Raw genomic sequence first — 16,975 nt, 5'->3', positions numbered from 1 at the left:
TAATAATTATTTTTCCTTCTTGCTAGCGGCTGTTGCAGTAGATTGAGCAGCAGGGGCAGATCCAACTAACTGTGCGTAAATGTCTTTGTTTTTCTCTAACGTGGCAATTTGATCTTTTGTTAAAGCAGCTTTCAATCTGGTATCAATTATATGTGATATTTTGCTTCTTTTCGCGGTAGAGATGTCAGGAGAACTCAAATCACGGTGTTTTTTTTCAAATAGGTTGTAGAAAGCTGTTTGCATGTTGTTTTCAACAGGAATAACAGGCTTTAATAATTGCTTGACTATCGTTTTTTGTGATATCTTGTTTCTTTTCGTTCCTGCATTTGTTTCATTCTTTTTTCTCTTAATTCTTCCCATTTTTCCATCTGCTTTTCAGACAAGATTCTTTTCATTTCTGTTCTAAAAGCAATTTTTTCATCTAGCATTTTACTCTTGATAGCAAATAACTCATCACTGGTTGGCTTTTTATCGGAATCTTTCATTTCCCTACGCTTTGCCTTGGCTTCTTCTCTTTTTTTGTTCTGCTCTGTCAGAAGTTTTTTTAAGTCTTTTTGCTGTTTATTGTTAAGATCCAATTCTAGAGTCATTTTCTTTGCTTGTAATTCCGCTTTTTGTTCCGGAGTGAATTCGTCATGTCCCATTTTTCTGTCCTGTGCAAAAGTTGCCAATGAAATCATCATTACAACTGCAATAATTACATTTCTCATCGTTTATAATTTTTTGTGTTATGAGTATAGGACAGTTGAGGTAGGGAAAGGTTTAATTTGGAAATAAAAAAGGAGCTCATTTTGAGCTCCTTAAGTTATTGTAGTGAATTTTGTTACTTATTGTTCTTTTAAAGCGACGATTTTACGTTCTCCGCTTACGCTTACAGAAGTCAAGCCGTGCTGTGCCAATGTTTTCATGGCCTTGTCCCATTTTTTTCCGCTAAGTGCAGTGCGAATCTTCAGTTCCGATAATTCCATTTTGTTTTCGTGCTTCTGAAGTAATTCCACAATCAGTTTTTCTTCAGCTTCCAACTCAACGTGAATAGCTTTTTTTTCCGGACGCATTTGTGGGAAGAACAATACTTCCTGAATTGAAGCATTATTGGTTAGGAACATAATCAAACGGTCCATTCCGATTCCTAAACCGGATGTTGGGGGCATTCCGTATTCCAATGCTCTTAAGAAATCTTCATCAATAAATTGTCCTGCCTCGTCATCACCTCTTTCAGATAAAGCCAATTGTGCTTCAAAACGCTCTCTTTGGTCAATCGGGTCATTCAATTCCGAGTAAGCATTGGCGATTTCTTTTCCACATACCATTAATTCGAAACGTTCGGTCAATTCCGGGTTGTCGCGATGTGATTTACATAATGGTGACATTTCTTTCGGATAATCAGTGATAAAAGTCGGCTGAATGAAATTTCCTTCGCATTTTGCTCCGAAAATCTCGTCAATTAGTTTTCCTTTACCCATGGTTTCGTCCACTTCGATGCCCATTCCTTTGGCTGCTTCAAATATTTCAGCCTCCGATTTTCCTGAAATGTCAAAACCGGTGAATTGTTTGATGGCGTCGGTCATTGTAACTCTTGCATACGGTGCTTTGAAGCTCACTTTATGCTCTCCGAAAGTAGCGTCTGCAGTACCGTTCACCTGAAGCGCACAGTATTCCAAAAGGTTTTCGGTGAATTCCATCATCCAGTTGTAGTCTTTATAAGCTACATATATTTCCATCGCGGTAAATTCCGGATTGTGAGTACGATCCATTCCTTCATTACGGAAATTTTTCGAAAACTCATAAACTCCGTCAAAACCACCTACGATTAATCTTTTTAAATATAATTCATTGGCAATACGCATGTATAAAGGAATGTCCAATGAGTTGTGATGCGTGATAAAAGGACGTGCTGCAGCTCCTCCAGGAATCGACTGTAAAACCGGAGTTTCCACTTCCATGTAACCAGCATCGTTAAAGAAGGTTCTCATGGCGGTGAACAATTTGGTTCGTTTCATAAACACTTCTTTCACCTGCGGGTTAACCACTAAGTCCACATAACGCATGCGGTAACGCAATTCCGGATCGGTAAATGCGTCAAAAATGTTTCCTTCTTCGTCCATTTTTGGTAAAGGTAACGGACGTAACGTTTTGCTTAAAAAAGTGAAATTCGAAACACGGATACATTTAGCACCTACCTGCGTCGTGAATAACTCGCCTTCAATTCCGATAAAGTCACCTAAATCTGTTAGTTTTTTGAAAACTGTATTGTACAACGTTTTGTCTTCGTCTGGGCAAATCACATCACGGTTAAAATAAGCCTGAATTCTGCCTTCGCTGTCCTGAAGTTCTGCAAACGTGGCTTTCCCCTGATCGCGAACACTCATTAAACGTCCGGACACAACAACCTTCTTGCCTTCCTCAAAAGCGTCCTTTATCTGCTTCGATGTATGGTTTACTGGAAACAAATTTGCCGGATACGGATTGATGCCAAGTTCTCTCAACTTGCCCAATTTCTCTCTTCTGATGATTTCTTGTTCTGAAAGTTGCATAATTCTATGTTATTTTAAGGGTGCAAAGATAGATATAATTTGAAAATGAGGCAATTTGAAAATGAATCAATTTTTAATCGTAAAATAGGATTGTTGGAAGTTGTTAATTATTTGAAGCGGATTGGCCAGGGCTTTTTTGTAATCCCTTTTCCTGCTGTTCGCTATATCTTTTCAACCGGTTATTTCGAGAGCCTCAATAACAGCTTGAAAAGGATGCCGCTCCCATCAGGGCTACTTAGGAAACTATTTTGTACTTTTGGGAAAATTTCTAAAAAATGAAAAAAGGTAGGCTTTTGCTGCTTCTTGCTTTTGCCTTTTCGTTGACAAGTTGTGTAATGACGGAAAGTGTAGCTTTCAATGCTGATCAGTCGGGAAAAATCAATTACCGTTTTGATATGTCTAAAATGATGTCGATGCTTGGAAAAGAAATGGGGGGCATGGGGACAGGATTGACCGACGGTAAGTCAAAGGATATTGATACCACTTTTACTATGGCTTCTTTATATGAATTAAAGAAAGATAGTATTGCCAAGTTGTCAAAAGAAGAACAGGCAAAAATCAAAACGATGGAGAAGTTTACCTGTCATATGGTGATGAATGAAAAGGACGGAGCATTTGTTTTTGATATGTATGCCGATTTTAAAAACACTGCCGAATTAAGGCAGATGGTTTCGCCGGTAAATGCGATTTCAGATATTAATCCTATGGGGAAAGATGCTGCGTCAGGCACAATGCCGAAAAATGAGAGTATAACTCATTATGTTTTCGACGGGAAGAAATTCAGTAAGAAAGTTTCGGTGATGGAAAAAGAGCAAATCCAATCGGAATATAAAAAAGAAGCAAAAAAATTGGGGGCCAATGAAGAAGAGGTTGAGGAGCTTTCCAATACGATGAGTCAATCGATGGAAATGATTTGGCAGGAGTCTGATTATATAATGGTGGTGGAATTTCCGAAAAAAGTAAAAAAAGTGTCGGCGCCTAATGCAAAAATAAGTGACAATAAAAAATCGGTAACCCTGACGTGTTCTATGAAAGAGTATATGGAAGGGAAAGGTTTGAATTTTGATGTCGAATTAGAATAGTCTATAATATATATGAATAAGAAAGTACAGCTGCAGGATTTGGGTCAGAAAGATTATAAGGTTACCTGGGATTTTCAGGAAGAACTTTTTGCTGATATTGTTTCCCGAAAAATGGCCAAGCGGGAAAATCCCGAAATTGACACGCCAAACCATTTTTTGTTTGTTGAGCATCCGCATGTATATACGTTAGGGAAAAGTGGTGATTTGTCTAATTTGCTTCTGAATGAAAAGCAACTGGCGGAAAAAGGAGCGACTTTCTATAAAATAAACCGGGGAGGGGATATTACCTATCACGGTCCGGGTCAGATTGTAGGTTATCCTATTTTGGATCTGGAAAATTTCTTTACCGATATACATAAATACCTTCGCTTGTTGGAAGAAGCAATAATTCTTACTTTAGCTGAATACGGTCTTCAGTCTGAAAGAAGCCAAGGTGAAACTGGGGTATGGCTGGGTGTGGGGACACCGTTTGCCAGAAAAATTTGTGCAATGGGAGTTCGCGCTTCCCGTTGGGTGACCATGCATGGTTTTGCACTAAATGTTAATGCCGATTTGGGGTATTTCGATAATATTATTCCGTGTGGTATAAAAGGCAAGGCGGTAACTTCAATGCATGTGGAGCTGGGAAGGGCTGTTGATGAAAACGAGGTGAAACAGAAAATAGTGAAGCATTTTGCTGACTTATTCGAGGCGCAAATAGTTTAGTTGCTCCATAATTAATTAAAAAAAAATCAAAAGCAGTTTTTTGATTATATATATAGGTGGAAATTTTTTTGACTTTTTCTTCTTGTATCTTGTCTCTCTTTTTAAAAATCCAGTTTCAGCTGCTCCGGTAATAAACGGAACGATAGTCGGTGGTATTTGGTTACCCCGTATTTAAGAATGGCTTCTCTGTGTTCTGCAGTAGGATAGCCTTTGTTTTTTTTCCAATTGTACATCGGGAATTCTTCGTGGATTCTGTTCATGTATTCGTCTCTGTAAGTTTTTGCTAAAACAGAGGCGGCAGCAATGCTTAGATATTTGCTGTCTCCTTTGACAATACAGCTATGGGGTATGCTGTTAACGGCTTTGAACCGGTTGCCGTCTACAATAATATATTCCGGGGTTGGATTTAGGTTTACGATGCATTCCTGCATGGCTTTGATAGAAGCGTTCAGGATGTTGATCTTGTCAATGATCTCTGGCTCCAGATGTATAACCTTATAAGTAAGGGCTTCTTGTTCTATGATGGGTTTAAGCTTTTCTCTGTTTTTTTCTGAAAGTTGTTTCGAGTCGTTCAGTAGGTTTGAGGTAAAACCTTCGGGAAGAATTACTGCGGCAGCGGTTACCGGTCCGGCCAAACAACCTCGTCCTGCTTCATCAGTGCCGGCTTCAAATAAATAATCGGAAAAATTTTTGAGTAGCATTTTTTGTTTTTGCAAAAGTACAAAAATGTGGGCTGATTGTTGTAATGTTTGTATTCTAAGTATTAGTTTGTTGGCTATTTTGTTTTTATTTCATAAAATATTTAACAAGTGTTAAATAATATAATTCTGTAGTAATATTTGGTTATTTAAGAAATTATTAAGAAGTTTGCGAAATAACTAACTCAAATAAATTCAGTATGAGATCGAAGTTTAAATGGATTTTTGCGCTATTGCTGGCGTTTTCAATGCAGTTTTCCTTCGCACAGGAGAAAACTATCACTGGTACAGTAACCGAAGGAGGGTTGCCGTTGCCAGGTGTAAGCGTTGTTGTTAAAGGTACAACTCGCGGAACACAAACTGACATGGATGGTAATTATTCCATCAAGGCTAAAACTGGCGAAGTTTTAGTGTTTACTTTCATTGGTATGAAAGAATCTACGATGACAGTTGGGTCATCAAACAAAATGAATGTTGCTATGGCTGCAGAGTCTACAACATTAGAGAATGTTGTTGTTACTGCTGTTGGTATTAAAAAGAGAGTAGATGAAATTACTTCGTCTTCTCAGCAGGTAAAAGCAAAAGAGTTAACTCAGGCGGCTAACCCGAACGTTGTTCAGTCGTTAGCTGGTAAAGTTGCTGGTTTGCAAATTAATACTACAAACACTGGAGTGAATTCAACTACTCGTATCGTGTTGCGTGGTAACCGTTCAATTACAGGTAATAACCAAGCTTTGGTTGTAATTGATAACGTTATCTCTACTGCAGGTGTTTTGCAGTCAATTGCTCCGGATATTATTGAATCAACAAACATCTTAAAAGGAGCACAAGGTGCTGCTTTGTACGGAGAGCAAGGTGTTAATGGTGTAATCATTGTTACAACCAAAAAAGGAGCTAAAAGCGGTAAGTTAAATGTGGCAGTAAACTCTGCAATTGACTTCGAAGAAGTAGCGTATGTTCCACAAAGACAAAGACGTTATGGTCAGGGTTGGAATGGTCAGCATGTTACTTATGAGAACGGTGGTTGGGGAGCAGAATTTGATGGTATGATCAGATCTGTTGGTATGCAGCAGGCTGATGGTTCGTACATCATGGCCCCTTATTCATCAATTAAAGATAATATCAAAGAATTCTTTGAAACTGGTACTATCATGCAAAATGGTGTGTCTATCAGTGGAGGTACTTTGGAAGATGGATATGCTTTGATGTCGGCTAACAACCAGAAAACGGAATTCGTAGTTGATGGTGATGAGTTGAACAGAAGTACATTCTCATTCAAAGGAGGAAGAAAGTTTGGTAAATGGACAGTTGAAGGAAATGTTATTTATGTAACTCAAAGAACTGAGACTACTTCTTCAGGTTTGTTTACAGATTTATTACAAACGGCTTCTAACATTCCGGTAGAGCGTTTTGAGCATTCAGGAAATGCAGGTCACTGGACTTCTTACTACAACAACCCTTATTGGTTAAGAGATAATGTTCGTAATACTAACAGATCTGATTTTTGGACTGGAATTGCTACATTAAACTATGAATTTAATAAAAACATTAATGTTAACTATGTAGCTAACGTTCAGACTACAGCAGCTAACTCTATGTCGCATACTAATGGTTATGTTGACCAAATACAAGTTGGTGGAGGTAATCAGACTATTGTTTCTACTTTCGATTCAGCTAATTCAAACTCAAGAAGATATTATGGTGATTTGTTGATTAACTTTGACTATATGCTGACTGAGGATCTTAGTTTAAGAGCCAACATTGGTAACAATATTCAGGATGTTTACACTCAATCTACAAGTGTTGGAGGGGATAACTTGACTATTCCAGGTTTGTACAATATTTCAAACGTTACAGGTGAGGTTAGAAGAGGTAATGGTTTCTCTAGACAAAGAAGATTTGCATTTTTTGGTAACGTAGATTTAGGATATAAAGATTTCTTAAACCTTAACGTAACAGCAAGAAACGACTGGAACTCTACAATGACAGAGACTGAGAAAGATAATTATTTCTATCCATCTGTTGGGGTTTCGTTTATTCCTACAAAACTTGATGTCTTGAACAATAACAGTGTATTGAACTATGCTAAACTTTACGGTAACTATATCGTGGTTGGTAATACTTCAGCTGTAGATGCTTACGGAACAAATGATCTTTATGGTCCTTCTACAGGATATCCATTTGGAGCGTTGAACTCTTTTACTTATACTCAGACTCCGATTGCTAATGATATCAAACCTGAGTTTATGAAAACTTTTGAAATTGGTGGTAATTTTGGATTCCTTAAAGATAGAATTACTTTAGAAGCTGCATACTTTAATACGAAAACTGATGATTTGATCACTAGAAGAAGTGTTTCTGCTGCTTCAGGTATTTCAAGTGTATTGACAAATGTTGGTGAAATGACAACTGATGGTTTTGAAATCGAGTTAGGTTTTGCGCCTATCAGAAATGAAAACTTTGCTTGGGAAAACAGAATTTCTTATTCTCACTCTAAATCGGTTGTAGACAAAGCGGCTCCAGATGCAAAATCAATTGCATTGTTTAATGACTCTGGAAACGGTGTTGGTATCTTTGCTGAAGAAGGAGAAGAATTCCCTTTAATTAAAGGTATTGCTTACGAAAGAGATGGTCAAGGTAGAGTAAAGATTGATCCTACTACAGGTAACCCTATTAAAACTGGTGACTACAAAATCTTAGGAAAAGCTACTCCAGATTATATCATCAACTACAATGGTTCAGTGGAATACAAAGGAATTCGTTTATCTGCGGTAATGGATTACAGAACAGGACACCAATTCTGGTCAGGTACTAAAGACTGGTTGTCTTGGTCAGGTCACTTAGTAGAGTCTGCTGAAGGAGGTCGTACAGGATTTATCTTCCCTAATTCAGTTACAGATTTAGATAAAGACGGAGTTTATGATGATCCTAACAATACTGTAGTGACAGGAGGAAATACATATACTTCTTATTTGAACTATTTCTCTAACGAGTACAGTAATACACCTGAAAATATGGTTTTAGATGCTACTGCATTTAAAATTAGAGAGTTAGCTTTAAGCTACGCTTTACCGACTAAAATGATTGAAAGAGCTGGTTTGACTTCATTACGTTTCGGTGTTAATGCAAGAAATCCATTGACTGTATTACCTAAAGAGAACAGAGGATACAGTGATCCGGAGCAATCTAGAACAAGTGGAAATGATCAAGGTATTGCAGTTACAGGTCAATATCCTGCAACCAGAACTTTCGGTTTCAATGTTAACCTAACTTTTTAATTAAAGAAAAATGAAAAGAATTAAATTTATATTACCGTTAATAGCTGGTTTTATGCTATTTTCTTGTAGTGATTATTTGGATATAAATAAGTCTCCAAATAATGCTGACGGGAACGCAGTTACACCTGATTTATCTTTAGCTGCAGCGCAGTCTGATTCTTATAGAAATTTGACAAGACGTATGAATGAGTATGGTAACGTATTCATGAATAACTGGGGTGCAAACGTTAACTCTTTCACTGGTGGGTATGCTGAAGAATTTGGAATCTTCGTGAGTAACAATTTCTATGATGATGTTTGGGATGGTCTATACAGAGGTACTGGTTTATACTCTAAGATTATTAATCACCCTGCTCAAGGATTTGATAACCACAAAGCGATTGCAAAAATTTGTAAAGCTTTCTATTTTCAATATTTAGTTGACCTTTATGGGGACGTGCCTTATTCTGAGGCTCATAAGGGTATGGCCAATGTGACTCCTAAATATGATGATGACCAAGAGATTTACAAAGATTTAATTGTGCAATTAGATGCTGCAATCAATACAATCCAAAATCCTGTTCCTGGTGCTAAAGTTGTTGGTACTGAAGATGTTATCTTAAAAGGAGACATGGCTGGTTGGGTTAGATTTGCTAACACATTGAAACTAAGAATTTTATTGAGACAGTCTGAAGTGGCTGAAGCGGATCCGGTTATTAAACAATACATAACTGACGAATTTGCTAAATTGAATGGTGCTCTTTTCGTAGAAGCTGATGTTATTATTAATCCTGGATATTCAAGCGGAAGTGATTCAAGACAAAATCCTTGGATGAACTTAATGGTTGAATTAAAGAAAAATTCAAGTAATCAATTCGTTTACAGACAGGCATTCAATTTCAGAAGAGCTTCTGCGCACATCGCTGGACAATTAAATTCTACTGCTGACGGAAGAAGAGCAAGAATCTTCGCTCCTGTTTCTGGAACAGATATTACTGGGGTTATCCAGGGTGACCAGTCTGCATTAAACGGTGGAGGTACAGCGCCAGGTGCTATTTCTTCATTGGGCCCAGGCTTAGTGAGGGATAATGGACAAGACGGATACATGATGTTGCGTGCAGAAAGTTTGTTGTTACAAGCAGAGGCAGCTCACAGAGGATATTTGCCAGGTACTCCTCAAACATTATTTAACCAGGCTATTACTGCTTCTTTTACAACATTCGTTGCAACTGGTGCTCCAGCTTATATTTCTCTGATTAATGGAGTAGTTGGAAAAGGATATGGCGCTCCGGGAGCAACTAGTGAGGAGCAATTGGAGGCTATTTTCTACCAAAAGGATGTTGCTTTGAATGGTATCAATGGAGCAGAAATCTTCATCGAGTATACAAGAGCTCGTAAAAACGGAAGACCGTTGATTGATGAAGTTATTCCTATGCCATTAAATTCGACTACACCGACAAACGAAAAACCACGTCGTTTAATGTATCCTATTTCTGAGTACGCTAGTAACAGTGCTAACGTACCTGTTCAGAGCATATCGGATGCGTACAACACGGCTCCTTTCTGGTTTAGAAACTAATTAAATAAAAAATACATAGAATTATGAAAAAGTTAATGTCTTTAATCATCCTGGCATCTCTTGGATTTGCTTGTACTGATGACGATATCAGATCAGAACATGTTCTTAATGAAGGGCCAAAAATTGTTGGTTTCGCAAAGTCAACTGTGAATATGGCCTATTTTGAACATATTGGTCCTGTAGAAGACCAAGGAGTTAAAGTTGCACTTATCGGACGTGGTAATGGTGACTACCCTACATCTTCTATAAATATGACATATGAGGTGGATTTAGTGAACTCTACAGCTGTTGAGGGAGATGAATTTAATTTTGTGGATGATACTCGTAAGATTACGATTCCTGCCGGAGGTTCTTTTGTTACGCTTCCTATTACTGTAAACACAGATAATTTAGACCCAATTAAAAAAACAGAATTGATTTTGAAATTGGTTGATACGTCTGATTCTGTTATTGGTGCTCAATATCAAACTGTTAAAGTTGTTTTTGTTGGTTGTCCAACAAACCTGGAAGGTGTTTACAATTGGAATGGACAAATTGATGTTAATATTGTTAAAATAGCTCCAAATGTTTATGAAGGTGATTTTGTACCTTATTTAAACTATTATTGGTGGCAGTTTTCTGACGTTTGTAAAGAATTGGAAATCGTTGATTGGGAATACCAAGCAAGTAATGCGATGACCGGTGCAAACGGTGGTCCGGTAAAAGGAAAAGTAGAAGATAATGGAAATCTAACTTTCAATAATGTAACTATTGGCGGTGTTGCTTCACACGTTAATAAGACATGGGTTTTAGTTAGACAATAATTTCAATTTTTAAATTATTTATATGAAAAAGATACTAAAATATAACTTTTTGTTTGCAGCTGCAGCAGTAGGTTTGTTGGCATCATGTGATCAGGAAGATGATTCTACGCATGTGCAGGGGTATAAGCCTACAATACATATCGACAAAACTGATTTTTCAGTTACTGAAGATCAAGATGTAGTTATTGACCTTTCTACAAATAGCCCATTCTATAAGACAATGGAAATGAAACTTGAATTGATTGGGGGTACAGCGACTTTCAGAGATTATACTGCTGACGGCGATGGTGATTCTGAATCAAGCGAAGAAACCGGTGTTGATGATGGTATGGGAGCTATTGGACACAGATTGTCCTTTCCGGCTTATGCGTCAGACTATTCTTTCACAATCAAGCCAATAAAAGACATGCTTGTTGAGGGACCTGAAACAATTAAATTGAGATTGTATTCAGCGGGTAATTCAAATGGTATAATCGATCAAGTAATCACCATTAATGTTGCAGACTACGTAAGCAATGATCTTGCACTTGAGTTGGATTGGACTAAAACTACAGCTGATAAACATGGTACTCTTCATGGTGGTACTTATGTAGGAACCGATGGTAAAGTACACGAGTTTGCTGAATATGATTTCGATATGCTTGTGACTACCAATACTGCTGGTACAGGTACTGATTATGCTGATTTCGCTGCTCAAACAGGAAATGCGCCTGAAAGTGCTGAATTATTGAACGATGATTTGGCGGATGGCGATTATTATGTTGTTGTTAACTTTTATGCGAGAGCAGCTGTAGCGCCAGCAAAAAAATTCCAGTTTGATATGAAGCTGACTGCTGCCAAATTTGGTATTTGGAATGTTCAGTTGCCATTAACGTACTTCAGTGATAGCGCACTTGGAAATAAAGCTGTTGCTAAGATTACTAAAGTCGGAACTACTTACACTGTGACTAATCAGGCTACAGGTGAAGTGATAATTACTGGTAGAACGCGTTAATAATAAATTAATGTTTCATAAAGACTAAGAAAATAATTCGTTTTCTGTAATTCTTATAAGCCCCACTTCGGTGGGGCTTTTTTTATTTGAATAATTTATACAAATCTGATTACCTTTGCTGTCTAATCAAAATTTATGAAACAAGGGCTTTTCTGTTTGTTATTTTTATTTTCGATTTCCTTTTCTGCTTTTGCACAGGATGATGATCTGCAGTTAGAAAAAAAAGCGTCTAATGACAAAGCGGAAAAAAAAGCAACCGTTGATTTATACAAAATCATTTCTATAGAAAGAGATACCACAATAGTAGATACATCGCTTACTATCAAACGAGAGTATAAATTCAATTATTTGCGTAAAGATATTTTCGGACTGTTGCCTTTTCTAAATGAAGGACAAACGTATAATACTTTGGATTTCGGGTTGACCCATTTTAACCCATTCCCCGAATTTGGTTTCCTTGCCAAACATTTTAATTATCTCGAAGTTCGCGATATCAATTATTATAATCTTCCAACGCCATATTCGGACATGTACTTTAAATCGGTTATGGAACAAGGTCAAAACCTGGATGCCTTTGTTTCTGCCAATGTGTCAAAAAATCTTAATTTCGCTGTAGGCTATAAAGGGCTTCGTTCATTAGGGAAATATCAAAACCAACTCTCAAGTACAGGGAATTTAAAATTGATCTCGAGCTACAATACGAAAGATAAACGTTATTTTCTTAAAGCTCACATGACTGCTCAGGATATCCTAAACCATGAAAATGGTGGAATAAAAGTACTTTCCCAATTTGAAAGCGGGGATGATCTGTATCAGGAACGATCCCGAATTGATGTGAATTTTTATGATGCACAATCACTTTTGAATGGTAAACGTTTTTTTGTGGATCACTCGTTTAAGCTTAGTAAGAGTCCGAGTAGTGTAGTGTTGAATCACCAGTTTAACTACGAGTATAAATATTTCGAATTATCCATGGCTGCGCACGAGCGTTTCGGTGAGAGTTATTCGTCTTTCATAAATAATAAGACCCGCTACAACCGTATGTATAATAAGTTTGGTGCAGCGTACTCCCATAAATATCTGGGGGATTTTAATTTTTTTGTGGAAAATTACCAGTACAATTATTATTACTATAGAACAGTCGTGCAGGCTTCAGGAGCTTTTGTCCCGAATGCTATCAATGATAAAATCAACACTTGGGGTGGCCAGTATATCTACAATAAAGATAAATGGAAGGGAACTTTCTTAATATCGAATTCGATAACGAATCAGTCTCTTGCGAATCTTGATGCCAACATTCGATACACACTAAATGAAAACAATGTTTTCTCATTCAGGTATCAAAACATGAATAAATTGCCTAACCTGAATTATGTCCTTTATCAAAGTGATTACAAGGAATACAATTGGAATAATAGTTTTAAAAACGAAAAAATTAATAATATCGAGGTAGAAGCAAAAACAAAATGGTTTGAAGCCTCGATGCAATATTCCGTTTTAAATGATCATTTGTATTTTGCTAACCAGAACCCAACCTATAACGTAGAGGGTATAGCCAATCAGCTTATTGTAAAACCTTTGCAATACGAAAAAACAATCAACTATTTATCGATTAAAGCCGGAAACGAAATTAAAGTTGGTAAATTTGGTTTAGATAATACTTTTCTGTTTCAACAAGTGGAGCAATCGGATAATATTTTAAATGTACCTCAGTTTACCACCCGTAATAGTTTGTATTACAGTGATTATTTCTTTAAAAAAGCATTGTTTTTACAAACTGGGTTCACATTTAACTATTTTACCAAATATAAGGCTAATGATTACAATCCTTTGTTAGGCGAATTTTACATCCAAGAGCAAAAAGAAGTTGGTGGTTATCCCGTGTTTGATTATTTCCTTAATGCCAAAATCCGAACTTTTAGGGTTTTCTTCAAGGCAGAACATATTAACTCAAGTATAACGGGTTATGATTTTTACACCGCTCCAAATTATCCTTACCGTGATTTTATGATCCGATTCGGACTTGTTTGGAATTTCTTCAGTTGATTTTTTGACGCGAATCTCCCGATAGCTATCGGGACGCTCTATCCATCTCGTTGAAAAAATGAGATGGATGTCCCTCCCATCGGGGCTATTGGGTAAGCCTTTTTTCCTTTTGGAAACCTGGTTTAAATCAATATCTTTATGGCGCTCAAAATCCAAGGCAGTAAATTATAAATAGAAATGAAATACGCAAATAATATATTGGAAACCATCGGGAATACACCAATGGTTAAATTGAACAAAATAACTTCTGAAATCGACGCTCTTGTATTGGCTAAAGTAGAGTATTTTAATCCCGGTCATTCATGTAAAGACCGTATGGCGCTTAAAATGGTCGAAGATGCAGAGGCAGACGGACGTTTAAAACCAGGGGGGACAATCATAGAAGGTACATCCGGAAATACCGGTATGGGATTGGCTTTAGCGGCAATTGTGAAAGGCTATAAACTGATTTGTGTTATCACGGATAAGCAGTCCAAAGAAAAAATGGATATCTTACGTGCCGTAGGCGCTAAAGTGGTAATCTGTCCTACAGATGTAGAACCAAACGACCCGCGCTCATACTATTCCGTTTCCAAGCGCTTAGCTGAAGAAACTCCAAATTCGTGGTACGTTAACCAATACGATAACTTATCAAACACCCAGGCAAACTACGAACAAACAGGACCTGAAATCTGGGAACAGACTGATGGTAAAGTTACGCACTTTATAGTAGGTGTAGGTACTGGTGGAACAATCTCCGGGGTAGCTAAATTTTTAAAAGAGAAAAACCCGAATATCAAAATCTGGGGAGTGGATACCTATGGTTCGGTTTTCAAAAAATACAAGGAAACCGGAATCTTCGATGAGAACGAAGTGTATTCTTATGTAACAGAAGGAATCGGTGAAGATATCCTTCCTCAAAACGTAAACTTCGACCTGATTGACGGTTTCACAAAAGTTACCGATAAAGATGCGGCGGTGTATACCCGTAAACTGGCTTTAGAAGAAGGTTTGTTTGTTGGGATGTCTTCCGGATCAGCTATCAAAGGTTTACTGCAGTTAAAAGAGGAATTCGGGCCGGACGATGTGGTTGTGGTATTGTTCCATGATTCAGGTTCCCGCTATGTGGGTAAAATATTTAATGATGATTGGATGCGTGACAGAGGATATCTGGACGATGAAATTACCAAAGCCGAAGATTTGATCAGAGAGCATATCGACAAGCCTCTAGTGGTTGTCCGTACAGAGGAATTGGTTTCTCATGCTATTGGCCGTATGCGTAAACACAAGATTTCGCAAATACCGGTTATCGACGTAAACGGATTTGTAGGTTCAGTAGATGAAACGGATTTGTTCCAAAGTTATGTTGCAGATAAAAATGTAGCTGATAAACCAATACGTGAAGTTATGGGGGCTGCTTTCCCAATTGTGAAATTAGGAACGCCGGTTGAAGAAGTTTCTAAGTTAATCAATAAAGACAATCAAGCAGTCTTGGTTGATTTAGGAAACGGAAAACACCATATCATTACCAAACACGATATTATCAATTCGATAAAATAAGCGAAACAAAAAAGCCACTGTGTTCAGTGGCTTTTTTGTTTTAATTCCCAATCAATACCCCGGAAACATTCCAGGCACTAAACCCGGTTCCTTCTGGAGCGCCTTGCGGTATTTTTACGCGTATGGTATGTTTTCCTGCTTTTAGATCGCCTAAGTCAATCAAGTTGGGATTGGTAACCATTCCTGGGCACCAATTGGAACGGCTGTAGTCGGAAGAGGATAATCCGTTAGGAAAGTTCCCCGATGCAGGATTGAACAAACGATAAGAACCACAATCCTGTCTCCATGGGATAAAGCTGAAAACTTCTTTCTCATCTAAAAGAATAGTGTTTTTCTTTTGTACAAATTCATCGCCGTTTTCCCATCCTCCGTGACCAGTAGTGGTGTAGCGAAGTTTTGCATTCTTAACGTCTTTGTCCAGTGTAAATGTGACCAAAAGTCCGTTGTCATTGTTAAACATAGTGCTGTATTCCTGTTCTGCCATTTCCATGATGTTGGTAGTGTTGAAAAGTGGGAGCGCAAAAGTGTTTTTTATCGGTTGATTTTCTTCATTGTGAATAGTGATATGTATCGAAACCTTATGTCCGCCTTTGTCATAGTTTCCGATAAAAGTGCCTACCCAAAGTTCTTTATTGCTTAAGGTCGAATACAACTCGGAGATGTCCTGACGGTAAGGAACGATTTCATGCCACTTTTTATCTTTTAATTCTATATGGTTATATTGTTTGATGCCAAAAGGGGTAAAAAAGCGCATTAACTCCAAAAGTGGAGCATAGTCATCGGTGCGGACAACACCCTGGTATTTCTTTCCATTTCCGTTTTCGTAGATTGGAAGGGTTTTGGCGCCGTTTTTTAATCCGTCCATGAAAGTCGCTTTTTCATCCGTCGGAATAACGAAAACAGAACCGGTACGGTCGTAGGCATCTCCGTTAGATTGTTCGGCAACATCTACAAAAATCTGACTCCCGCTTTTTATCTCCGGGAATTTTATTTTTCTCAGGATGATGGTCCCATTCGCAAATCGCAAAATGCTGTCGTTCGATTTTGACGCATCCGAAAAATTGATGACTTCATTTTCAAAAACCGATAAAGTTGTGAAACGGCTTTTCCATAACAAATCGCGATACGTTAAAGGATCAACATTTTTGCCGGTATTAGGAACGAGGCTGGAAGTGTTTAGTTTTTTTACCGTTTCTATTTTGGAAGCCGATACAGTATAATTTCCGTTGCGGACCATCTCCAAAACCAATCCAAGGTTCTGTCCTAAAACGGTTGGGGCACCCTTTACTTTTAATTCGTCGGTGTACCAAAGTTCTATCGTGTTAGAATTGATAACAGTTTTTGCTTTTTTGCATTTGTAACCCAAAATTGTTTTGGTGTCTGTTGTTATTTCAAAAGACTGTTTGCCTATGGTAATGCTGTCTGTTGTCGAAGTGGTTTTTGTAGCCGAAAGATTAGCCACCTGAACAAAATTGTTTTTTGGTCGGTTAACAATGGTTTGTTCAAAAGGGAAGTCAGCTTTTTTGGTGTTTATTTTTTCGGAAGTTATTACCGTTTGGCTGTCATTTGCAAATATCAGTATAGGATCTTGGTTTTCGATCAGTTTTCCGTTGGAACTTTTTAAATACGTTATTTTTAATCCGTTGGGCTGTTTAGGTTTGGTTTGTCCGAAGGCCGACAGGAAACCACAGAAAACTAAAATTGTAAGATTTTTTTTCATTTTTTTAATAGTGTTGGT

General features: G+C 37.6%; 13 protein-coding genes. 8 read left to right on the top strand and 5 right to left on the bottom strand.

The window, feature by feature from the left end; genetic code table 11:
* Nucleotides 1–6: 6 nt before the first annotated feature.
* The 3 genes from LZF87_RS00285 to lysS form a co-directional block, all read right to left on the bottom strand.
* Entirely contained in the window at nucleotides 7–243 is a 237-nt protein-coding gene (locus LZF87_RS00285; RefSeq protein ID WP_244340172.1) for a hypothetical protein, read from the bottom strand.
* 41 nt (nucleotides 244–284) lie between these two features.
* Nucleotides 285–710 carry a hypothetical protein gene (locus LZF87_RS00280; RefSeq protein ID WP_244340171.1) on the bottom strand — a complete coding sequence of 142 codons (426 nt, stop codon included), beginning with the start codon at nucleotides 708–710 and terminating at the stop codon, nucleotides 285–287.
* 117 nt (nucleotides 711–827) lie between these two features.
* Nucleotides 828–2,534, bottom strand: coding sequence for a lysine--tRNA ligase (gene lysS / locus LZF87_RS00275; RefSeq protein ID WP_244340170.1), 1,707 nt, complete (start codon nucleotides 2,532–2,534; stop codon nucleotides 828–830).
* Nucleotides 2,535–2,809: 275 nt separating this feature from the next.
* On the opposite strand from lysS, the gene LZF87_RS00270 reads away from it, so the two are divergent.
* Entirely contained in the window at nucleotides 2,810–3,616 is an 807-nt protein-coding gene (locus LZF87_RS00270; RefSeq protein ID WP_244340169.1) for a hypothetical protein, read from the top strand.
* 12 nt (nucleotides 3,617–3,628) lie between these two features.
* The gene (gene lipB / locus LZF87_RS00265; RefSeq protein ID WP_244340168.1) at nucleotides 3,629–4,321 is read left to right on the top strand and encodes a lipoyl(octanoyl) transferase LipB; all 693 of its coding nucleotides are present in this window, start codon (nucleotides 3,629–3,631) and stop codon (nucleotides 4,319–4,321) included.
* Between the two features lie 101 nt (nucleotides 4,322–4,422).
* On the opposite strand, the gene LZF87_RS00260 is transcribed toward lipB, so the two are convergent.
* Nucleotides 4,423–5,022, bottom strand: a complete 600-nt coding sequence (locus LZF87_RS00260) for a ribonuclease HII (protein ID WP_244340167.1) — start codon at nucleotides 5,020–5,022, stop codon at nucleotides 4,423–4,425.
* 197 nt (nucleotides 5,023–5,219) lie between these two features.
* On the opposite strand from LZF87_RS00260, the gene LZF87_RS00255 reads away from it, so the two are divergent.
* The 6 genes from LZF87_RS00255 to LZF87_RS00230 all read left to right on the top strand — a co-directional run bounded on the left by LZF87_RS00255 (nucleotide 5,220) and on the right by LZF87_RS00230 (nucleotide 15,237).
* Nucleotides 5,220–8,297 (top strand): SusC/RagA family TonB-linked outer membrane protein, encoded by a 3,078-nt coding sequence (locus LZF87_RS00255; RefSeq protein ID WP_244340166.1) that lies wholly within the window; start codon nucleotides 5,220–5,222, stop codon nucleotides 8,295–8,297.
* Between the two features lie 10 nt (nucleotides 8,298–8,307).
* Nucleotides 8,308–9,855, top strand: a complete 1,548-nt coding sequence (locus tag LZF87_RS00250; RefSeq protein WP_244340165.1) for a SusD/RagB family nutrient-binding outer membrane lipoprotein — start codon at nucleotides 8,308–8,310, stop codon at nucleotides 9,853–9,855.
* A 23-nt stretch (nucleotides 9,856–9,878) separates the two neighbouring features.
* Nucleotides 9,879–10,658, top strand: coding sequence for a hypothetical protein (locus tag LZF87_RS00245; RefSeq protein WP_244340164.1), 780 nt, complete (start codon nucleotides 9,879–9,881; stop codon nucleotides 10,656–10,658).
* A gap of 22 nt (nucleotides 10,659–10,680) precedes the next feature.
* Nucleotides 10,681–11,652 carry a hypothetical protein gene (locus LZF87_RS00240; protein ID WP_244340163.1) on the top strand — a complete coding sequence of 324 codons (972 nt, stop codon included), beginning with the start codon at nucleotides 10,681–10,683 and terminating at the stop codon, nucleotides 11,650–11,652.
* A gap of 135 nt (nucleotides 11,653–11,787) precedes the next feature.
* Nucleotides 11,788–13,698, top strand: a complete 1,911-nt coding sequence (locus LZF87_RS00235) for a putative porin (RefSeq protein ID WP_244340162.1) — start codon at nucleotides 11,788–11,790, stop codon at nucleotides 13,696–13,698.
* Nucleotides 13,699–13,875: 177 nt separating this feature from the next.
* Entirely contained in the window at nucleotides 13,876–15,237 is a 1,362-nt protein-coding gene (locus LZF87_RS00230; RefSeq protein ID WP_244340161.1) for a pyridoxal-phosphate dependent enzyme, read from the top strand.
* Nucleotides 15,238–15,277: 40 nt separating this feature from the next.
* Here LZF87_RS00230 and LZF87_RS00225 read toward each other — a convergent pair whose 3' ends face one another.
* A complete protein-coding gene (locus LZF87_RS00225; protein WP_244340160.1) occupies nucleotides 15,278–16,957 on the bottom strand; it encodes a GLPGLI family protein in 1,680 nt (559 codons plus the stop codon).
* Between the last annotated feature and the right edge of the window lie 18 nt (nucleotides 16,958–16,975).

This window comes from Flavobacterium enshiense, from assembly GCF_022836875.1.
In the GTDB taxonomy this organism is placed as follows: Bacteria; Bacteroidota; Bacteroidia; order Flavobacteriales; family Flavobacteriaceae; genus Flavobacterium; species Flavobacterium enshiense_A.
Note: the sequence above shows the minus strand (reverse complement) of the source record. Positions and strands in the feature narration are given on the sequence as shown.

Coding starts and splice junctions, on each gene's coding strand:
- LZF87_RS00250 (WP_244340165.1), top strand. CDS start 8,308: ATGAAAAGAATTAAATTTATATTACCGTTAATAGCTGGTTTTATGCTA.
- LZF87_RS00245 (WP_244340164.1), top strand. CDS start 9,879: ATGAAAAAGTTAATGTCTTTAATCATCCTGGCATCTCTTGGATTTGCT.
- LZF87_RS00235 (WP_244340162.1), top strand. CDS start 11,788: ATGAAACAAGGGCTTTTCTGTTTGTTATTTTTATTTTCGATTTCCTTT.
- lysS (WP_244340170.1), bottom strand. CDS start 2,534: ATGCAACTTTCAGAACAAGAAATCATCAGAAGAGAGAAATTGGGCAAG.
- LZF87_RS00280 (WP_244340171.1), bottom strand. CDS start 710: ATGAGAAATGTAATTATTGCAGTTGTAATGATGATTTCATTGGCAACT.
- LZF87_RS00225 (WP_244340160.1), bottom strand. CDS start 16,957: ATGAAAAAAAATCTTACAATTTTAGTTTTCTGTGGTTTCCTGTCGGCC.
- LZF87_RS00285 (WP_244340172.1), bottom strand. CDS start 243: ATGCAAACAGCTTTCTACAACCTATTTGAAAAAAAACACCGTGATTTG.
- LZF87_RS00240 (WP_244340163.1), top strand. CDS start 10,681: ATGAAAAAGATACTAAAATATAACTTTTTGTTTGCAGCTGCAGCAGTA.
- LZF87_RS00255 (WP_244340166.1), top strand. CDS start 5,220: ATGAGATCGAAGTTTAAATGGATTTTTGCGCTATTGCTGGCGTTTTCA.
- LZF87_RS00260 (WP_244340167.1), bottom strand. CDS start 5,022: ATGCTACTCAAAAATTTTTCCGATTATTTATTTGAAGCCGGCACTGAT.
- LZF87_RS00230 (WP_244340161.1), top strand. CDS start 13,876: ATGAAATACGCAAATAATATATTGGAAACCATCGGGAATACACCAATG.
- lipB (WP_244340168.1), top strand. CDS start 3,629: ATGAATAAGAAAGTACAGCTGCAGGATTTGGGTCAGAAAGATTATAAG.
- LZF87_RS00270 (WP_244340169.1), top strand. CDS start 2,810: ATGAAAAAAGGTAGGCTTTTGCTGCTTCTTGCTTTTGCCTTTTCGTTG.